Origin of the sequence: Acidovorax sp. LjRoot117 (assembly GCF_964252695.1) — a bacterium.
Taxonomy (GTDB): Bacteria; Pseudomonadota; Gammaproteobacteria; order Burkholderiales; family Burkholderiaceae_C; genus Acidovorax.
The window spans coordinates 184,525-202,167 of the sequence record NZ_CAXUPO020000002.1 but is presented as its reverse complement, the minus strand read 5'-3'; the positions used below and the strand labels follow the sequence as shown (position 1 = coordinate 202,167).

Annotated in this window: 17 protein-coding genes; 8 read left to right on the top strand and 9 right to left on the bottom strand. The window is 69.5% G+C overall.

The features are described 5' to 3' along the window. Positions 1–120: 120 nt before the first annotated feature. A complete protein-coding gene (locus ACSQ3D_RS06335) occupies positions 121–1,410 on the top strand; it encodes a DEAD/DEAH box helicase (protein WP_436126287.1) in 1,290 nt (429 codons plus the stop codon). Between the two features lie 131 nt (positions 1,411–1,541). On the opposite strand, the gene ACSQ3D_RS06330 is transcribed toward ACSQ3D_RS06335, so the two are convergent. Continuing rightward, entirely contained in the window at positions 1,542–1,883 is a 342-nt protein-coding gene (locus ACSQ3D_RS06330; RefSeq protein WP_436126286.1) for a DUF6172 family protein, read from the bottom strand. 91 nt (positions 1,884–1,974) lie between these two features. Here ACSQ3D_RS06330 and ACSQ3D_RS06325 point away from each other — a divergent pair, with 91 nt between their 5' ends. Beyond that, a complete protein-coding gene (locus ACSQ3D_RS06325) occupies positions 1,975–3,258 on the top strand; it encodes a sensor domain-containing diguanylate cyclase (protein WP_436126285.1) in 1,284 nt (427 codons plus the stop codon). Between the two features lie 61 nt (positions 3,259–3,319). On the opposite strand, the gene ACSQ3D_RS06320 is transcribed toward ACSQ3D_RS06325, so the two are convergent. Together ACSQ3D_RS06320 and ACSQ3D_RS06315 are read right to left on the bottom strand one after the other, a co-directional pair. After that, a complete protein-coding gene (locus ACSQ3D_RS06320) occupies positions 3,320–3,559 on the bottom strand; it encodes a hypothetical protein (RefSeq protein ID WP_427244497.1) in 240 nt (79 codons plus the stop codon). After that, entirely contained in the window at positions 3,556–5,172 is a 1,617-nt protein-coding gene (locus tag ACSQ3D_RS06315; protein WP_436126284.1) for a methyl-accepting chemotaxis protein, read from the bottom strand. The genes ACSQ3D_RS06320 and ACSQ3D_RS06315 overlap by 4 nt, the downstream gene beginning before the upstream one ends. 319 nt (positions 5,173–5,491) lie before the next feature. On the opposite strand from ACSQ3D_RS06315, the gene ACSQ3D_RS06310 reads away from it, so the two are divergent. Further along, positions 5,492–7,063, top strand: a complete 1,572-nt coding sequence (locus tag ACSQ3D_RS06310; protein ID WP_436126283.1) for a CYTH and CHAD domain-containing protein — start codon at positions 5,492–5,494, stop codon at positions 7,061–7,063. A 33-nt stretch (positions 7,064–7,096) separates the two neighbouring features. Then, on the top strand, positions 7,097–7,816 hold the full coding sequence (locus ACSQ3D_RS06305; protein ID WP_436126282.1) for a 3'-5' exonuclease: 720 nt from the start codon (positions 7,097–7,099) through the stop codon (positions 7,814–7,816). Between the two features lie 141 nt (positions 7,817–7,957). Here ACSQ3D_RS06305 and ACSQ3D_RS06300 read toward each other — a convergent pair whose 3' ends face one another. Beyond that, positions 7,958–10,072, bottom strand: coding sequence for an FAD-dependent oxidoreductase (locus ACSQ3D_RS06300; protein ID WP_436126281.1), 2,115 nt, complete (start codon positions 10,070–10,072; stop codon positions 7,958–7,960). Between the two features lie 56 nt (positions 10,073–10,128). Between ACSQ3D_RS06300 and ACSQ3D_RS06295 the strand changes: the two genes are divergently transcribed. Beyond that, a complete protein-coding gene (locus tag ACSQ3D_RS06295; RefSeq protein WP_436126280.1) occupies positions 10,129–10,761 on the top strand; it encodes a TetR/AcrR family transcriptional regulator in 633 nt (210 codons plus the stop codon). Positions 10,762–10,794: 33 nt separating this feature from the next. Here the strand turns inward: ACSQ3D_RS06295 and ACSQ3D_RS06290 are convergent, their stop codons facing one another. From ACSQ3D_RS06290 to ACSQ3D_RS06280, 3 genes are read right to left on the bottom strand one after another with little or no spacing between them, the layout of a single operon-like run. Continuing rightward, positions 10,795–11,196, bottom strand: coding sequence for a hypothetical protein (locus tag ACSQ3D_RS06290; protein WP_436126279.1), 402 nt, complete (start codon positions 11,194–11,196; stop codon positions 10,795–10,797). A gap of 60 nt (positions 11,197–11,256) precedes the next feature. Next, the gene (locus ACSQ3D_RS06285; protein WP_436126278.1) at positions 11,257–11,484 is read right to left on the bottom strand and encodes a SlyX family protein; all 228 of its coding nucleotides are present in this window, start codon (positions 11,482–11,484) and stop codon (positions 11,257–11,259) included. Continuing rightward, a complete protein-coding gene (locus ACSQ3D_RS06280) occupies positions 11,484–12,674 on the bottom strand; it encodes a PLP-dependent aminotransferase family protein (RefSeq protein WP_436126277.1) in 1,191 nt (396 codons plus the stop codon). The genes ACSQ3D_RS06285 and ACSQ3D_RS06280 overlap by 1 nt, the downstream gene beginning before the upstream one ends. A gap of 132 nt (positions 12,675–12,806) precedes the next feature. Here ACSQ3D_RS06280 and ACSQ3D_RS06275 point away from each other — a divergent pair, with 132 nt between their 5' ends. Continuing rightward, positions 12,807–13,283 (top strand): AraC family transcriptional regulator, encoded by a 477-nt coding sequence (locus ACSQ3D_RS06275; protein WP_436126276.1) that lies wholly within the window; start codon positions 12,807–12,809, stop codon positions 13,281–13,283. 37 nt (positions 13,284–13,320) lie between these two features. Here the strand turns inward: ACSQ3D_RS06275 and ACSQ3D_RS06270 are convergent, their stop codons facing one another. Continuing rightward, a complete protein-coding gene (locus ACSQ3D_RS06270) occupies positions 13,321–14,307 on the bottom strand; it encodes a Bug family tripartite tricarboxylate transporter substrate binding protein (RefSeq protein WP_436126275.1) in 987 nt (328 codons plus the stop codon). A gap of 85 nt (positions 14,308–14,392) precedes the next feature. Then, complete coding sequence (locus ACSQ3D_RS06265; protein WP_436126274.1) at positions 14,393–15,892, bottom strand: amidase; 1,500 nt, start codon at positions 15,890–15,892, stop codon at positions 14,393–14,395. A gap of 96 nt (positions 15,893–15,988) precedes the next feature. Between ACSQ3D_RS06265 and ACSQ3D_RS06260 the strand changes: the two genes are divergently transcribed. Then, positions 15,989–16,951 (top strand): LysR family transcriptional regulator, encoded by a 963-nt coding sequence (locus tag ACSQ3D_RS06260; protein WP_436126273.1) that lies wholly within the window; start codon positions 15,989–15,991, stop codon positions 16,949–16,951. Continuing rightward, positions 16,948–17,586, top strand: a complete 639-nt coding sequence (nth, locus tag ACSQ3D_RS06255; protein ID WP_436126272.1) for an endonuclease III — start codon at positions 16,948–16,950, stop codon at positions 17,584–17,586. The genes ACSQ3D_RS06260 and nth overlap by 4 nt, the downstream gene beginning before the upstream one ends. The last annotated feature ends 57 nt before the right edge of the window (positions 17,587–17,643 follow it).

Below are 17,643 nucleotides of genomic sequence, written 5' to 3'. Positions count from 1 at the left end.
GGGCAGCCCCTGTGCTTGCGCCGCAACTGCGGCGACAATGGCGCCTTCCCTTCCTCCACGCGCAGCGCCCTTCGGCCCCTTCCGGATGTGCCTTGAGTGCGCCCGCCCTGCCCCCTGCCCATGCCCTTTGCTTCCCTCGGCCTGTCCCCGGCCCTCGTCCATGCCGCCACCCAGCTGGGGTTCACTGCGCCCACGCCCATCCAGGCCGAGGCCATACCGGCCATTTTGCAAGGCTCGGACGTGCTGGGCGCCGCGCAGACCGGCTCGGGCAAGACCGCCGCCTTTGCCCTGCCGCTGCTGCAGCAGCTGGCGCTGGCCGCCACCCAGGGCCCGCGCCGCGTGCGTGCCCTGGTGCTGGTGCCCACGCGCGAGCTGGCCGCGCAGGTGGGCGAGGTGCTGCGCAGCCTGGCCCAGCACCTGCAGCAGCCGCTGAAGGTGGCCATCGTGTTCGGAGGCGTGTCGATCAACCCCCAGATGCTGGGCCTGCGCGGCGGCGCCGACATCGTGGTGGCCACGCCCGGGCGCCTGCTGGACCTGGTGGAGCACAACGCGCTGCGCCTGTCTGCCGTGGCGCACCTGGTGCTGGACGAAGCCGACCGCCTGCTGGACCTGGGCTTTGCCGAAGAACTGCAGCGCGTGCTGGAACTGCTGCCTGCAAAGCGGCAGAACCTGTTTTTCTCGGCCACCTTCCCGGCCGCGGTGCAGGCGCTGGCCGATGCACTGCTCAAGAGCCCCGTGCGGGTCGAAGTACCCCACACGCCGGGCAACGAGCCTTCCATCGAGCAGCGCGCCATTGCGGTGGATGCTGCCCGCCGCACCCAGCTGCTGCGCCACCTGGTCAAGGAGCACGGCTGGTCGCGCGTGCTGGTGTTCGTGGCCACGCAGTACGCGGCCGAGCATGTGGCTGAAAAGCTCTACAAGGCCGGCATCTTCGCCTCGCCGTTCCATGGCGGGCTGAGCCAGGGCGCCCGCAACCAGGTGCTGCAGGAGTTCAAGGATGAACGCTGGCAGGTGGTGGTGACCACCGACCTGGCCGCACGCGGCATCGATATTGCGCAGTTGCCCGCAGTGGTCAACTACGACCTGCCGCGCTCGGCCGTGGACTATGTGCACCGCATCGGCCGCACGGGCCGCGCGGGCGAAAGCGGCGTGGCCGTGAGCTTTGTGACGGCCGAGGCCGAGGCGCACTTCCGGCTGATCGAAAAGCGCCAGCACCTGGCCCTGCCGCTGGAGCAGATCGCAGGCTTCGAGCGCACCGAAACGGCCCCTGCGGCCGCGCCCGATGCGCAGTCACCCGCCGGCACGGGCGGCATCAAGGGCAAGCGCCCGAGCAAGAAGGACAAGCTGCGGGCCGCTGCTGCCGCGGCGGCAGCAGCCGGCGACGCCGAGCACGGGCCCGGCAAGGCATAAGCGCCTGCACAAAACAAAAAAAGCGCTGGGGCATGCCTCCAGCGCTTCGTGATACGACCCTGTCACCCAATTTGAGCGGTGACCCGGTGACCGGGCCACCAAGCGGTCAGGGGTTCATTGGGGCCAGTCGGTCAGGCCTCTTCGTCGTCCATCCCCTCATCGCCCTCGCCTTCAGGCTCTGCGCCGGGAGGCCGCGCCTTGCGCTGGCCGGGCTTGGCAAAGATCTCGACATAGAACTGCGGGCCACCCTCGGCGGCCACCGCGTTGATGCGCTCGGTCAGCGCAGACAGGTGCACCACCTCGGCGTCGTCTTGGGTGCGGCCGAAGCGGCAGTCGAAGTCCCAGTAGTCGGCGCCTTCAGGCAGATCGCGGCGGCGTTCGCGCTTGATGTACTTGCGGATTTCGTGCTTGACGGCATCCAGGATGCGGTCCGGATTCTTGCCTTCGGCGTGGAGTTGAAAAGTTTTTCTCATGGCTGATGGTAGCGCCCCCGGCACAAACCCATTCCCAGTTGAAAACCCAGATGCCACAATGGCGTACAACATCTGGTGACAAACCACACCCATGCACCCCTCCATCGATCTGCTGCAAGCGCTGCCGGCGGCGGTATTGGTCACGCAGAACGGGGCCATCCGTTTTGCCAATGCGGCGGGTGCGCAGTTGCTGGGGTTTGACAGCCCAGAAGGCCTGATCGGTCAGGTGCTCGCCGAGTTCGTGCACCCCCTGGATCAGCGCCGCTCCAACCGGCGCGTACAGCAGGTGGCGGGGGCCGAGCAGGCCCGCCGGCCCAACAAATCCTCCGAATTCCGCGTGCGCACGCAGCAGGGCCAGCTGCGCATGGTGCTGGTGAGCAGCGTCGCCATCGACTGGGAGGGCGCCCCCGCCGTGCTGATGACCGGCCTGGACATGACGCACCAGAGCGAGATCGAGGCCGAGCTGCGCGAGAGCGAGCAGAGCTATCGCCGCCTGTTCGAGAACATGCAGGACGTGTACTACCGCACCAATGCGCAGGGCGTGGTGCAGCACGTGGGCCCGGCCGTGCGGCGCGTGCTGGGCTACGAGCCGCACGAGATCGAGGGCCGCACGGCCGAGTCGTACTACCCGCAAAGCTCCGACCGCGATGCGTTCAAGGCGGCCATCCTCGCGCAGGGCGAGGTCTCGGACTTCCCCGGCCAGATGGTGCGCCGCGACGGCCAGGTGATCGACATCTCCATCAGCAGCCACGCGCTGTACGACCACGCCGGCCATTTTGCGGGTGTGGAGGGCATCTACCGCGACGTGACGCAGCGCAAGAACCTGGAGCGCGAGCTGCAGCGCCTGGCCACCACCGACATGCTGACCGGCATGGCCAACCGGCGCGCGTTCCTGGAATGCGCCGAGTCGGTGTACGCGCATTCGCTGCGCAATGGCGAGCCCATCACCCTGCTGATGCTGGACCTGGACCACTTCAAGTCCATCAACGACCGCTTCGGCCACCTGGAGGGCGACCGCGCCCTGGCGGCGTTTGCCCAGGCCGTCAAAAGCCAGCTGCGCGCGAGCGACGTCGTGGGCCGCCTGGGCGGCGAGGAATTCGGCGTGCTGCTGCCGCTCACCGCCATCGACGAGGGGCTGGAGGTGGCCACGCGCATCCTCGCCAGCATCCGGGCGCTGCAACTGAGCGACGATGCAGGCCAGCCCTACGGCATCACCGCCAGCATGGGCCTGGGGGCCTTTCGGCAGACCGACCGCAGCCTGCGCGATGCGCTCGACCGTGCGGACCAGGCGCTGTACCTGGCCAAGCACCGGGGGCGCAACCAGATCGCATCGCTGGAGCCCACCGGTCCGCAGCCAGAAACGCCGGGCCACTGACCGCACCCTCCGGCCGCGCGGCCATCGCCGCCGGGCCACGGCGGGCCACCGCGGGCCCCGGTCAGATCCGCATCCGCTCCTGCTGCAGGTTCCACAGGCAGGCCGCGATGCGCAGCAGCATCTCCATCACGTGCTCGGCGCCGCCGTGCGACAGCTCCAGGTCGTCGATGATCATGGCCAGTTGCGCGATGGCGTCTTCGGGCGTGGCGGCGCCGCCCGTGTGGGCGATCTCTGCAATGGCGATGAGGACGTCCGTCCGGTTCATGGGGATGGGCACGGGGTGGTCGGCGCGGGTGTTCACCGGGGCGCCATGGACAGCCGGGGCCGTACTGCTGTGTCCGCGCCGGCCAGGCGCAGCGGCTCGTCGCCGGCTGCGCCAGCCTGCGGGCCCAGCTGAAACTGGCGGATCACATCCAGCAGGCGCCGGGCCTGGTTCTTCATGCCGGTGGAGGCCGACGAGCTGTCGTCCACCAGCGCCGCATTCTGCTGCGTGGCCACATCGAGCTGGCGCACGGCCTCGCCGATCTGCGCGATGCCGCGCGCCTGCTCCTGGCCCGCGCCCTGGATCTCGCTGATCAGCTCCACCACCTGGTCCACATGGCGCACGGTGTTGGCCACGCGCTCGCCCGCCTGGCCGACCAGGGTGGAGCCGCGCTCCACACCCCGCACGCTGGCGGTGATGAGGCCGCGGATCTCACGCGCCGCGGTGCTGCTGCGCTGCGACAGACCCCGCACCTCGCCCGCCACCACCGCAAAGCCGCGCCCCTGCTCGCCCGCCCGGGCCGCCTCCACCGCGGCATTCAGCGCCAGCAGGTTGGTCTGGAAGGCGATGTCGTCGATGACCTTGATGATGTCGTTGATCTTGCGCGACTGGGCGTTGATCTCCTGCATGGTGGCGATGACGTCCTGCATCACGCTACCGCCTTCGTTGGCGACCTTGCTGGCCTCTTGCGCCAGGCGCGTGGCGCGGCCTGCGTTGTCGGTGTTGTGCTGCACGGTGGCGGTCAGCTGTTCCATCGATGCGGCCGTCTCCTGCAGGCTCGATGCCTGCACCTCGGTGCGGCGGGCCAGGTCTTCGGCACCGCCCGCGATCTGCACCGCGTCGCGCGCCACGGTCTCGGTGCTGTCGCGCACCTCGGTGATCACGCGCACCAGCTGGCCGTTCATCTCGCGCAGGGCGCCCAGCAGCTCGGCGGTCTCGTCGGTGCCGCGCACCTCGATGCGCGCGCTCAGGTCGCCCCCGGCCACCGTGCGCGCCACGGCCACGGCCTGCTGCAGCGGCCGCGAGATGGACCGGGTGATGACCACCGCCATCGCCGCGCCTGCCAGCAGCGCCAGCGCGGTGGCCGCCAGCATCCACACATGGATGGTCTCGCTCATGGCGCGTGCAGCGCCGAATTCATCGGCCGCCACGCGCACCTGCAGTTCCACAAGCCGCTGCACGGCGTCCTGCACCTTGGCGGCGTGGGGCCGGATCTGGTTGATGTACAGCTCGGAGCCGTCGTCGTACTTGCCGCCCACCAGCGCGGCGGCGGCGGGGATCAGCCCCTGGTCGAGGTAGGTGACATTGGCCTGTGCGAACGCGCGGGCCAGTGCGTCTTCTTCGGCACCGAGCGGCTGGGCGGTGTAGGTCTTCCACAGCGTGCGGATGCGCTCCACGTTCGCTGTGAGCGCCGCGTGGGTGGCCTGGTTGGCAGTGCCCGGGTCCATGAGCATGTCCATCACCAGCACGCGGTTGCGCTGCGTGAGGTGGCTGATCTCCGCCAGCACGCCCAGCGGCACCGTGCGGTCGCCATACAGCGCCGCGCTGCGCTCGGTCAGGCGCTTGGCGCCGCTGATGCCGCCTGCGGCCAGTGCCGATAGCAAGAGCAAAAGCACCGCGAACGCCAAGGCCAGGCGGGTGCCGATTTTCATGGTCTGGAGCATGTGAACTTTCTGGTCGACCCGGCGGACTGGCAGCCTTGGGAAGCGGCTGCCTGTGCGACATATCCGCCGGTGTTCAGATACTATTTGTTTCAAGTGACAAAATCATGACTTGGTATTCATTCGCCCCTTGATAATCCATTCACGATAATTTCATTATCTTGAAATTGATTATCTGCAACAAAGCAATGCACCGTACCTGGCATCTACGCCATGTAGCATGACTGCACAGGCAGCGGTTCCATCGCCAACGCCCGGCCAGCACCGCACTCCACGATAATTCGCACTCACAGAAAATATCCCGGGCACCATGGAAATCGAATTCAAGTTCTGCATTCCCCCAGCGCAACTGGCCGCCGTCACCGCCGCCGTTCGCCGCGGCCGGCACACGCCCATTCGCATGGAGGCGCGCTATTTCGACACGCCCGATGCCGCCCTGTCGTCCCGCGGCATCGCGCTGCGCCTGCGGCGGGAAGGCGACCGCTGGGTGCAGACCGTGAAGGCCCTGGGCGAGGGCCCGCTGGACCGCCACGAGCACAACGTGGAGCGCGGCGCGGCCAGCCCGGCTGGCGCACCCGCGCTGCAGCCCGACCTGCATGCGGGATCGCCGGCCGGAGACATCCTGATGCGCGCGCTGCAGGGCGCGGCCGGCCCCCTGGCAGAGACGTACGGCACCGAGATGGACCGCATCACCCGCGACATCCGCTTTGCCGGGGGCATGGCCGAGCTGGCACTCGACACCGGCCGCGTGGTGGCCCGCCGCGGCACCCCGCAGCAGCAGGAGGCCCGCATCTGCGAGCTGGAGCTCGAACTTAAAACAGGCCCCGTGGCCGGCCTGGCCGGGCTGGCCGACACCTGGGCACGCCAGCACGGCCTGGTGCTGAGCACCATTTCCAAGGCTGAACGCGGGGAGCGGCTGCTGGCCCCGCAGTGGGTGCGCCCGGCGGTGTCGGCCCGCCCGCTGCGCGCGGGCAGCGCCGCGCCGTTGTTGCTGGATGCGGCCCACCTTCAGCGCACCGTGCTGTCCCACTGCCTGGTGCAGATCCTGGCCAATGCCAGCGAAATCGTCGAAACCACGCTGCCCACCACCGACCTGGCCGAGCATGTCCACCAGCTGCGCATCGGCATCCGCCGCCTGCGCACCGCGCTGCGCGAGCTGGACGCCCTGGCCCCCGGGCGCTTTGCCCCGAACTGGGAGTCCGCACTGCGGGACGTGTTCCAACGCCTGGGCAGCCTGCGCGACCGCGAGCAGATCCTGCGCGGCTTCAACGCCGAACTGCGCGATGCGGGCGCACCGGCCTCGCTGCTGATGCCGCTGGGCGACGCCCCAGGCCATGCCGCGGCGGACATCGTGCGCACGCCGGCCTTCCAGTCCGCGCTGGTCGAGCTCATGGGCTTCACCGCCGACAAGGCGGAGCCCACCGACGGCGCACAGGCCCTGCCCCCGAAGGACGTGCGCCGCACACTCCAGAAGAAGCTCCAATCGCTGCGCACCCAGGTACTCGCCGACGGGCGCCGCATCGACACGCTGGCCGCGCCCGCGCAGCACCGCCTGCGCAAACGCTTGAAGCGCCTGCGCTACCTGGCGGAGTTTCTGGTGCCCGCCTTCGATGGCGACGAGGGCGATGCCTTTCTGCAGAGCCTGCGCCCCGCCCTGGCCGCGCTGGGCCGGCTGCACGACGAACGCGTGGCCAGCGACCTGTACACCGAGATCGCCACCCGGGACGCCCGCGCCTGGTTCGGCGTGGGCTGGCTGGCCGCCCGCCTCCCGCGCACCACCACGGCCAGCCGCCAGGCGCTGGCGCGCATCGCAAAGGCGCCGCGACTGCACAAGCCCAAGACCCCGAAGGTCCCGAAGGCAGCAAAGGCGCGCAGGCCCTGACCCCGCCGCCGGGCACCGGGCACAATCCCCAGCATGACGGCCCCCACCCCACCCCGGCGCGCAGTCGCGCACGGGCAGACCCAGACCCCTTCCCCCACCACCGCCGACACCGCCGACACCGCCCCCCACGGCCGCGCGCACCCATCGCACCACCAGGCCATCCCCGGCAAGGAGCAGATCGCCCTGCTCGACGCCTTCGAGCGGCTGGGCATGGACAGCATCACGCTGGTGCGCACGCCGGAGCAGGCCGACCGCGCGCGCGACGCGCTGTGCGCCGCCACGGCCTGGGGGTTCGACACCGAATCCAAACCCACCTTCGTGCAGGGAGAAGCATCGGACGGCCCGCACATCGTGCAGCTGGCCACGCTGGAGCACGCCTGGGTGTTTCAGTTGCAGGATGCCGGATGCCGTGCGCGAGTCGCCGAGCTGCTGGCCCTGCGCGGCGTGACCAAGGCAGGCTTCGGGCTGGGGGACGACACCAAGCGCATCAAGGCCAAGCTGGGCGTGGAGCCCGCCGATGTGCTGGAGCTCAACACCGTGTTCCGCCAGCGCGGCTACCGCAAGGACATGGGCGTGAAGGCCGCCGTGGCCGTGCTGTTCAACCTGCGCTTTCTCAAATCCAAGAAGGCCGCGACGTCCAACTGGGCCAACGACCGGCTGACCGAAGCGCAGGTGCTCTACGCCGCCAACGACGCCTGGGCAGCGCTGCGGGTGTTCCATGCGCTGCAGGTGCCTGCCGCACCCGCTGCCTAAGACGTAGCAGGCCAGACGCTATAAAAACAATAGCTGCTAGCACTTACCTATCAAGCGGTAGGGCCGTTTTTTTACTAAATCCACTGCCTGAACCGCCCGTGGCGTCACCCTACTGAAGTAGCGTGGTGGGTGCCAGCCCCATCACAACCGCGCAGCCAGCCGCGCCGCCTGGTCGATGGCGCGCTTGGCATCCAGCTCCCCCGCCTCCAGCGCACCGCCGATCAGGTGCGGCTTGCGACCCTGGGCCTCCAGCGCCTGCGCGAGGCTGGCCAGCGGCACCTGGCCCGCGCACAGCACCACGGTGTCGCAGGCGATCCAGGCGGGGTCCTCGCGCTTCTCGCCGTACGACACCAGCAGGCCTTCGTCGGCAATGCGCTCGTAGTTCACGCCACCCACCATCTGCACGTCCTTCATCTTGAGCACCGTGCGGTGGATCCACCCCGTGGTCTTGCCCAGGCCGCCACCGAGCTTGCCCTTCTTGCGCTGCAGCAGCGTGACTTGGCGCGCCGGCGGCGTGGCGTGCGGCCCGGCAGGTGCCAGGCCGCCGCGCGCCTCGGCGGGGTCGGTGATGCCCCATTCGGCCTGCCACGCGGACACGTCGAGCGTGGTGGACGGGTGCTCGCCGTGCGTCAAAAACTCGGCCACGTCAAAGCCGATGCCGCCCGCGCCGACAATGGCCACCCGCTCGCCCACCGGCTTGCCGTGGCGCAGCACGTCGATGTAGCTCAGCACCTTGGGGTGGTCCTGCCCGGGGATCTGCGGGTCGCGCGGCAACACGCCCGTGGCCACCACCACCTCGTCGAAGCCAGCCAGGTCCGCAGCCTCCACCGCGCGGTTCAGGTGCAGCTGCACGCCGGTGTCCTCCACCCGCGTGGCCAGGTAGCGCAGCATCTCGTGAAACTCCTCCTTGCCCGGAATCACCTTGGCCATGTTGAGCTGGCCGCCGATGGCCGGCGCTGCGTCGAACAGGTGCACCTCGTGCCCCCGCTCGGCCGCCACCGTGGCCGCCGTCAGGCCTGCAGGCCCGGCGCCCACCACGGCGATGCGCTTGCGGGCCGACGGTGTGGCGATGGGCCGGTAGACCAGTTCGGTCTCGTGGCAGGCGCGCGGGTTGACCAGGCAACTGCTGGTCTTGTTCTGGAACACATGGTCCAGGCAGGCCTGGTTGCAGGCGATGCAGGTGTTGATGCGGTCGGCCCGGCCCTGGGCGGCCTTCTTCACGAAGGCGGCATCGGCCAGCAGCGGCCGCGCCATCGACACCATGTCGGCGCAGCCGTCGGCCAGCACGGCTTCAGCCACCTCGGGCGTGTTGATGCGGTTGGAGGTGACCAGCGGCGTGGCAATGCCTGCCGCCGCGAACTCGGCCTTCATCTTCTGCGTGACCCAGGCAAACGCCGCGCGCGGCACGCTGGTGGCAATGGTAGGCACCCGCGCCTCGTGCCAGCCGATGCCGGTGTTGACGATGTTCGCCCCGCCCGTGGCCACGGCCTTGCCCAGGGTGACGATCTCGTCCCAGCTGCTGCCGCCGGGCACCAGGTCGATCATCGACAGGCGGTAGATGATGATGAAGTCCGGCCCCACGGCCTCGCGCATGCGGGCCAGAATCTCCACCGGCAGGCGCATGCGGTGGCTGTAGTCGCCGCCCCAGGCATCCTGGCGCAGGTTGGTGGTCTGCGACAGGAACTGATTGATGAAGTAGCCCTCCGAGCCCATCACCTCCACGCCGTCGTAGCCGGCCTCGCGCGCCTTCACGGCGCAGTTGACGAACGCGCGGATCTGGCGCTCCACCCCGCGGGCCGACAGTGCGAACGGCGTGAACGGCGAAATGGGCGACTGCAGGCGCGAGGGCGCCACCGCCAGCGGGTGGTAGGCGTAGCGGCCCGTGTGCAGGATCTGCAGCGCGATCTTGCCGCCCGCCTCGTGCACGGCCCGCGTGACCATCTGGTGGCGCCGCGCCGCGCCCGACGTGGACAACGTGCCCGCAAAAGGCTTGGCCCAGCCCGCGATGTTGGGCGCAAAACCGCCGGTCACGATCAGGCCCACATCGCCCTCGGCCCGCTCGCGGAAATACGCCGCCATGCGCGACAGGTCGCGCCCGTCCTCCAGCCCCGTGTGCATGGAGCCCATGAGCACGCGGTTCTTGAGCGTGGTGAAGCCCAGGTCGAGGGGCGCGAGCAGGTGCGGGTACAAGGCTGCGCCGGGCGTGGCGGCGGCGGCTGCAGGGAAGGCTGTGGGAGCGGCGGAAGAAGACTGCATGGGCACCATCGTGAACTAGAAATATTTTCTAGAACTTTATTCTAGAATTACATGCCATGGCAAGCCGCACTTCCCCCAACCCGCCCGCCCCTCCGACCGAAGCCACCGCAGACCGCCGCCAGGACATCCTGAACGCCGCCCTCGCCTGCGCGGCCGAAGGCGGCGTGGACGCCGTCACCATCGACGGCGTGCGCGCCCGCTGCGGGGCCAGCGTGGGCAGCATGTATCACCACTTCGGCAACCGCGACGGCATCGTGGCGGCGCTGTTCTTCGACATCTTTCACGACCAGTCGCGCAGCGTGCAGGCGCAGCTCGATGCCTCGCGCGGCGTGGAAGCCGGTGTGCGCGCCCTGGTCACGGGGTATCTGGACTGGGTGGTGGCGCAGCCCGGGCGGGCGCGCTTCATGTTCCAGGCCCGGGGCGCCGTGGCGGCGGGCCCGCGCTCGCCCGACCTGGCCGAGGCGGCCCGTCGCCGCAACCAGGCGCTGGTGGCCTGGTTCGAGCCGCAGCGCCGCGCCGGTGCGGTGCTGGACTTGCCGTGCGAGCTGATGCCGTCGCTGGTGATGGGGCCGGTGCAGAGCTACTGCCGGGCCTGGCTGTCGGACCGCGCCGGGCCGGGCACGCTGCCGTCGCCCGAAACCTACCGCAGCGAGCTGGCCGCGGCAGCGTGGCGCTCGGTCAAGGCGTAGCAGCGCGGCCCTGGCGGGTGTTGCGACTGCCGGTCAGCCCGCTGCGCCCGCCTTGCGGCGCCAGGCCCAATGCACGGCCCCGGCCAGCAATGCTCCCGCCGGGCCGATGATGACAAGGTTCCACAGCGGCATGAACAGCAGGCCCAGCGCTGCGGTGGAGCCCGCCGGGGCCACGAAGACGCTGTAGTGCATGTACACGTCTGCCACCAGGCACGCGGCAGCCGCCCCCAGGGCCCACGCCGCCCAGCGGCCCCGTGCCAGCCAGGCAGAGATGGCGTACGGCGCGCACGAGAAGACCCACAGGCCGATAAGGAATGCGCTGGCACCGGCGCCCTCCTCGCCGCCCGCTGCCTTGAACACCACCGTGTAGAGGTGCAGCGCCGCGCCTGCGCCGCACAGGGCCAGGGCCGATGGGGTGAGCATGGAGGAAGGCATGGGCGACCTTTCTGCGTGGAAGCGCGGTGTACGGTGTACGGCGGAGTGGGCCTTTGGTCGTCAATAGTGCGGCGGCAGCTCGTCGCGCGGGTTGCGCGGTGCCGCGGCGCCACCGCCCTCCGGCGCTTGCTGGCGCAGCTCGATCACCTCGCGCGCCAGCCGGTCGATCAGCTCCTGCTGGCGGTAGATGGTCATGTTGAGCTGGTCCAGCAGGTCTTCGGTGAAGCTGGCCTTGATCTCCAGGCTCTCCAGCCGCTCGATGATCTGCTGGTGCGCGTGGTCGTCCATCACACCGCCTGGCCCAAGCGCGCCACGCCTTCGCGGATCTTCTCCACATCGGCCGTCGCGAACGACAGGCGCAGCGTAGCGTGGTCGGGGTTGGCGCAGAAGAACGGCGTGCCGGGCACGAAGGCCACGCCCTTTTCGATGGCGCGCTTGGCCAGCACATTGCCGTCGGCCACCTTGCCGCCCGCGCCGGTCAGGCGTGCCCACACGAACAGGCCGCCCTGGGGCTGCACGAACTCGATGGCGTCGCCCAGTTCCTTGCGCAGCGCATCGCCCATGGCCTGGGCACGCTCGGCGTACACCTTGCGCACGTTGGCCAGCGTGGCGGGCATGCGGCCGGCCTTGAGGTACTGGGCGGCCGTGGCCTGGGCGAAGGTGCTGGTGTGCGCATCGCTGAACTGCTTGCACATGGTGGCCTTGGCCAGCAGCTCGGCCGGGGCGATCATCCAGCCCACGCGCAGGCCGGGCGACAGCACCTTGCTCAAGCTGCCGCAGTGCACCAGCAGCTCGCGGCTGCCGGGCACGCTGGCCGACAGGTTGAGCAGGCTGGGGGGTGGCGCGTCGCCAAAATACAGGTCGCCGTAGGGGTCGTCCTCGACGATCAGGGTGTCGTGCTTCACGGCCATCTCCAGCACGGCCTTGCGGCGCTCGGCGCTCAGCATGGCGCCGCTGGGGTTGCCGAAGGTGGGGATGAGGTAGACGAACTTGGGCTTGTGCTCGGCGATCAGCTTTTCCAGCTCGTCGGTCTTCACGCCGTTGGCGTCTATGGGTGCGCTGATGAGTTCGGCGCCGTACAGGCGAAAGCACTGGATGGTGGCCAGGAAGGTCGGGCCTTCCACGATGACCTTGTCGCCGGGGCTGATGAGCGTCTTGCCCAGCAGGTCCAGCGCCTGCTGGCTGCCGGTGGTGACGATAAGGTTGTCGGCCGCGACCGCCGTGGCACCCTTGGATGCCATGAAGGCGGCCAGTTGCTCGCGCAGCGGGTTGTAGCCCTCGGTGGCGCCGTACTGCAGCGCGGCGCCGGGTTCTTCGGCCAGCGCGGCGTTGCTGGCAGCGCGGATGCCATCCACGTCGAACATCGCGCTGTCCGGGAAGCCGCCCGCAAAGCTGATGATGCCGGGCTTGCCCAGCAGCTTGAAAAGCTCGCGGATGGCGGAGGTTTCTACATTGTTCAGGCGGTCGGCGAATTGCATGGCGTCAACAAGGTGGGTGGCAAAGAATCTGCCATTGTCGCCAATTGCCGAGCAGGTTTCCTGCGACGGGCAAGGTGTTTACGATGCAAGGCGCCGCGTTGTCGGCCATCACCCGACTGAAAGACCTGCCCCATGCCCCTCGAAATCCGCCAATTGCCCCGCATGCGCCTGGCCTACATGCGCCAGACCGGCCCCTACGGCCCGTCGCTCACGCACCTGTGGGACCGCTTTGGCCGGTGGTGCCAGGCCCATGGCCTGGCCGAGCCGCGCCCCAAGTACTACGGGATCAGCCTGGACAACCCCGCCTGCACCCCGCCCGAGCAGTGCCGCTACGACGCCTGCGTGCAGGTCGGCGTGGGCTTGCGCACGGGCACCGAGGCGATGGTGCAGGACTTTGCGGGCGGCGACTACGCCTGCCTGCAGTTCGTGGGCACCGGGCCCGAGATCGGCGCGGCCTGGGCGGGCATGATGGCCCCGGGGCAAATCCCCGCCGGCTGGGAAGTGGCCGCGCAGCCCGCCGTCGAGGTCTATGACGAGCACTTTGCCGTCAACCCCGCCACGGGCGCGTTTGCCTGCTGGCTGTGCCTGGCGGTGCAGCGCACGGCCTGAGCACGCCCCCCGCGCCCCAGCGCGCCCGCCTTCTTGATCAATCGACGCGGATGTCCGCCCGCGCCGCCACGGCGCGCATCAGCGGCAGTTCACGCTCGATGCGGGCGCGCAGCGCGTCGCCGTTGCCCCAGGCCGGGGTCATGCCGATGTCCACCAGCTTCTTCTTGAATTCGGCAGACGCCATGGTGTCGGCCAGGGCCTTCTCCAGCTTTTTCTGCACCGGCGCGGGCAGGCCGGCGGGCGCGACGAACGCGAACCACGAGCCCATGTCGAAGCCCGGGTAGCCGCTCTCGGCCACCGTGGGCACGTTGGGCAGCAACGCCAGGCGCTGCGGGCTCAGCACGGCGATGGGCTTGATCTTGCCGGCCTTGATGAGCGGTGTGGAGGCCACCACCGTGTCCACCGCCAGCTGCACCTGCCCGCCCATCAGCGCAGTCAGGTTGGGCGAGCTGCCGTTGAAGGGCACGTGCAGCATCGGAAAGCCCGCGGTGGCCTTGAGCATCTCGGCGCCGAAGTGCACCGACGAGCCCGTGCCGTAGGACCCGTACGAGAACTTGTCCGGCGCGGCCTTGGCCTGCGCCACGATGTCCTTGAGCGTGCTGCCCTGCACATCGTTGTGGGCCACCAGCAGCAGCCCCATGTCCGCCACCAGGCCGATGGGCGCGAAGCTGCGCACCGGGTCGTACGGCAGGTTGGTGCGGATGGCGGGGTTCATGGTGAGCGTGGTGTTGGCGCCCAGCAGCAGGGTGTAGCCGTCGGCCGGTGCCTTGGCCACCAGCGATGCGGCCACCACCGTGCCCGCGCCCGGCCTGTTTTCGACCACCATCGGCTGGCCCAGCCGCTCGCCCATCGCCGTGGCCAGCAGGCGCCCCAGGATGTCCGTGGCGCCGCCGGGGGCGAACGGGACGACCAGCTTCACGGGCCGGTCGGGATAGGTCTGCTGCGCCCAGGACACGGCGGGCGCCGCCAGCACGAATGCGCTGGCCAGGAGACACGATACGAAGCGGGAGCGCGGCAGGGACATGGTGGGTTCTCCGGTCAAAAAAAGCGGCAAGGGCAGGATGGCGGTAAGGGCGGGATGGCGAAACGATGGAAAAAAACAGCGCGCATCAACCCAGCAACGGGCTCGGCACCCGGGCATGAACGCTGGCCTGGTCGTACGCATGGCCGATCTGCAGCACGGCCGCATCGGACTGCGCCGGGCCGATGATCTGCAGCCCCGCCGGCAAGCCGCCGGGCCCGAAGCCCGCAGGCGCAGCCAGTGCGGGCAGGCCGGCCATGGTGGCGGGCACCACGGCCTCCATCCAGCGGTGGTAGGTGTCCATGGTGCGCCCGCCGACCTCGTGCGGCCAGTCCAGGTCGGCATTGAACGGGAAGACTTGCGCGGCCGGCAGCACCAAAAAGTCGAACTGCTCGAACAGGCCGCGCAGCACCTGGTACCAGGCACTGCGCACACGGGCGGCGTCGTACACCTGCAGGGCCGACAGGCGCATGCCGCGCTCGATCTCCCACACCGCCTCGGCCTTGAGCAGTGCGTGCGTGTCCGGGTTGCGGTACAGGGCCGCATTGGCCCCCGCCACGCTGAAGCTGCGCAGGTCGATCCAGGCGTTCCACAGCTGGGCCATGTCGAACGCAGGCACCACGGATTCCACCGTGCAGCCCACCGTGCGAAAGTGCGCAAGCGCCTGCTCGCAGGTGGCCAGCACGCCGGGCTCGGTGGGCAGGTGCCCGCCCAGGTCGCCCAGCCAGCCGATGCGTGCACCGCGGAAGTCGCGCTCCAGCGGCCGCCCCAGCAAGGCAATGTCCTCGTGCCGGCGGGTGAGCGGCAGCCGCGCATCGAAGCCCGCCTGCACCGACAGCAGCAGCGCCAGGTCCGGGATGTTGCGCGCCATGGGACCGGCCACGCTGAACTGCTGGAAGAACACCTCTTCCGTCGGGCCGTGCGGCACCAGGCCGAACGAGGTGCGCAGCCCGTACACGTTGTTGAACGCCGCCGGCGTGCGCAGCGATCCCATCATGTCCGAGCCGTCGGCCACCGGCAGCATGTGCAGCGCCACGGCCACCGCCGCCCCGCCGCTGCTGCCGCCCGCCGACACGGCCGGGTCGAACGCATTGCGCGTGGTGCCGTACACGGGGTTGTAGGTGTGCCCGCCCAGCCCGAACTCGGGCGAGTTGCTGCGGCCGATGAACAGCGCGCCGCCCGCGCGCATGCGCTCGAACACCACGGCGTCGGTGGTCGACACCTGCCCCGCGAAGATGGGTGAACCGCGCGTGGTGACCATGCCGGCGGCGGGCATGATGTCCTTGGGCGCCTGCGGAAAGCCGTGCAGCGGCCCCAGGCTCTCGCCGCGCGCCAGCTGCGCATCGCGCTCGGCAGCCTGCGCACGCAACACGTCACGTTCTGCCAGGGCCACCAGCGCATTGACCACGGGGTTCAGGCGGTCGACCTGGGCCAGGTAGGCGTCGAGCACCTCGGCGCACGACACGTCGCGGGCATGGATGGCGCGCGACAAGCTGGTGGCCGTGTGGCCGACGATGCCGCCCGGTGCCCTGCTCTGGGCAGGCTGCGCGGGTGTGGTCGATGTGGCTAAGCTGGAGGATTGTGTCATTTGCAAGTCAGCATAAGCAGCCCCTTGCGTTTCGACAATCGACGATTTCTGAGGTTATCGTTGCGTTTTATGCAACCCACACCCCAAGTCAGACCCATGCTTTCGACCCGGCTTCAGGACACGGCACTGCGTTACTTTCTGGAGGTCGTGCGCAGCGGCTCGGTCAGCGACGCCGCCACGCGCCTGAACGTGTCGCCCTCGGCCGTCAGCCGGCAGGTGGCCGCGCTCGAAGACCTGCTCTCCGTGCCGCTGTTCGAGCGGCGCCCGCGCGGCATGGCGCCCAGCGCCGCCGGCGAACTGCTGGCGGCCTACGCCCGGCGCGGCGCGCTGGAGGCGGACCGTGTGGTGTCAGACATTGCGGCGCTGCAGGGCCTGCACACCGGGCTGGTGCGCGTGTGCAGCTCGGCCGGCTTTGCCATCGAATTCCTTCCCCGGGTGATGGCGCAGTTCCGCACGCAATACCCCGGCATCCAGTTCCACCTGCGCGTGGTCAGCCCCGCGGCCGTGACCACCGCCGTGCTCAACGGCGATGCCGACATTGGGCTGACCTACAGCCGATCGGCCGAGCGCGACATCACCGTGCAGCACCGCCAGGCATCCCCCGTCATCGCCATCATGCGCAAGGACCATACGCTCGCGCGCTTCGCGTCGGTCACGCTGGCGCAGATGCATGGCTACCCCATCGCCCTGCCCGAGCGCGACAACACGGTGCGCCAGCTGTTCGACATCGGCTGCAGCCAGCGCGGCCTGGTGTTCGAGCCCGCACTGGTGTGCAACCACTTCGAGACCCTGATGCACTTCGTGCTGCACGGCGGGGGGCTGTCCATCTCGGGCGAGGTCACGGTGCGCGACCGCGTGCAGCGCGACGAGCTGCACGCCGCACAGATCCGCGAGCCTGGCATGGGCGCGCGCTATACCGAGTTGCAGACGCTGCACGGCCGCACCCTGCCGGCCGCCGTGCGCATGTTCCTCGAGTTCCTGCGCGGCCAGCTGCGGGACAATGGAGCGACACCACCCGTGCCTTCCAGAAAAAAGACATCCCCACCCAAGTCCAGATGAAGACCTCCGACATCGAGCCCTTCTTCGCCACCCTCAAGGCGGCCAACCCCATGCCCAACACGGAGCTGGAGTACACCACCCCGTTCGAGCTGCTGGCCGCCGTGCTGCTGTCGGCCCAGGCCACCGACGTGGGCGTGAACAAGGCCACGCGCAAGCTGTTTCCGGTGGCGGGCACGCCCCAGGCCATCTGGGACCTGGGCCTTGAGGGCCTGGAGGGCTACATCAAGACCATTGGCCTGTACAAGAGCAAGGCCCGCCACCTGCTGCAGACCTGCCAGATCCTGGTGGAGCAGCACGGCGGCCAGGTCCCCCGCACCCGCGAAGCCCTGGAGGCCCTGCCCGGCGTGGGCCGCAAGACGGCCAACGTGGTGCTCAACGTGGCGTTCGGCCAACCCACCATGGCGGTGGACACCCACATCTTCCGCGTGAGCAACCGCACCGGCCTGGCCCCGGGCAAGAACCCACTGGCCGTGGAGCTGCAGCTGATGAAGCGCGTGCCCCCCGAGTACGCCGTGGACTCGCACCACTGGCTCATCCTGCACGGCCGCTATGTGTGCCAGGCGCGCAAGCCGCACTGCTGGGAGTGCGTGGTGGCACGGTATTGCGATTTCGAGCCGAAGGTGATGGCGCCTTGATCCATACGGCCTGCCGCTACAGATTCGATAGCTGCTCGCGCTTAACAGTCAAGCGGT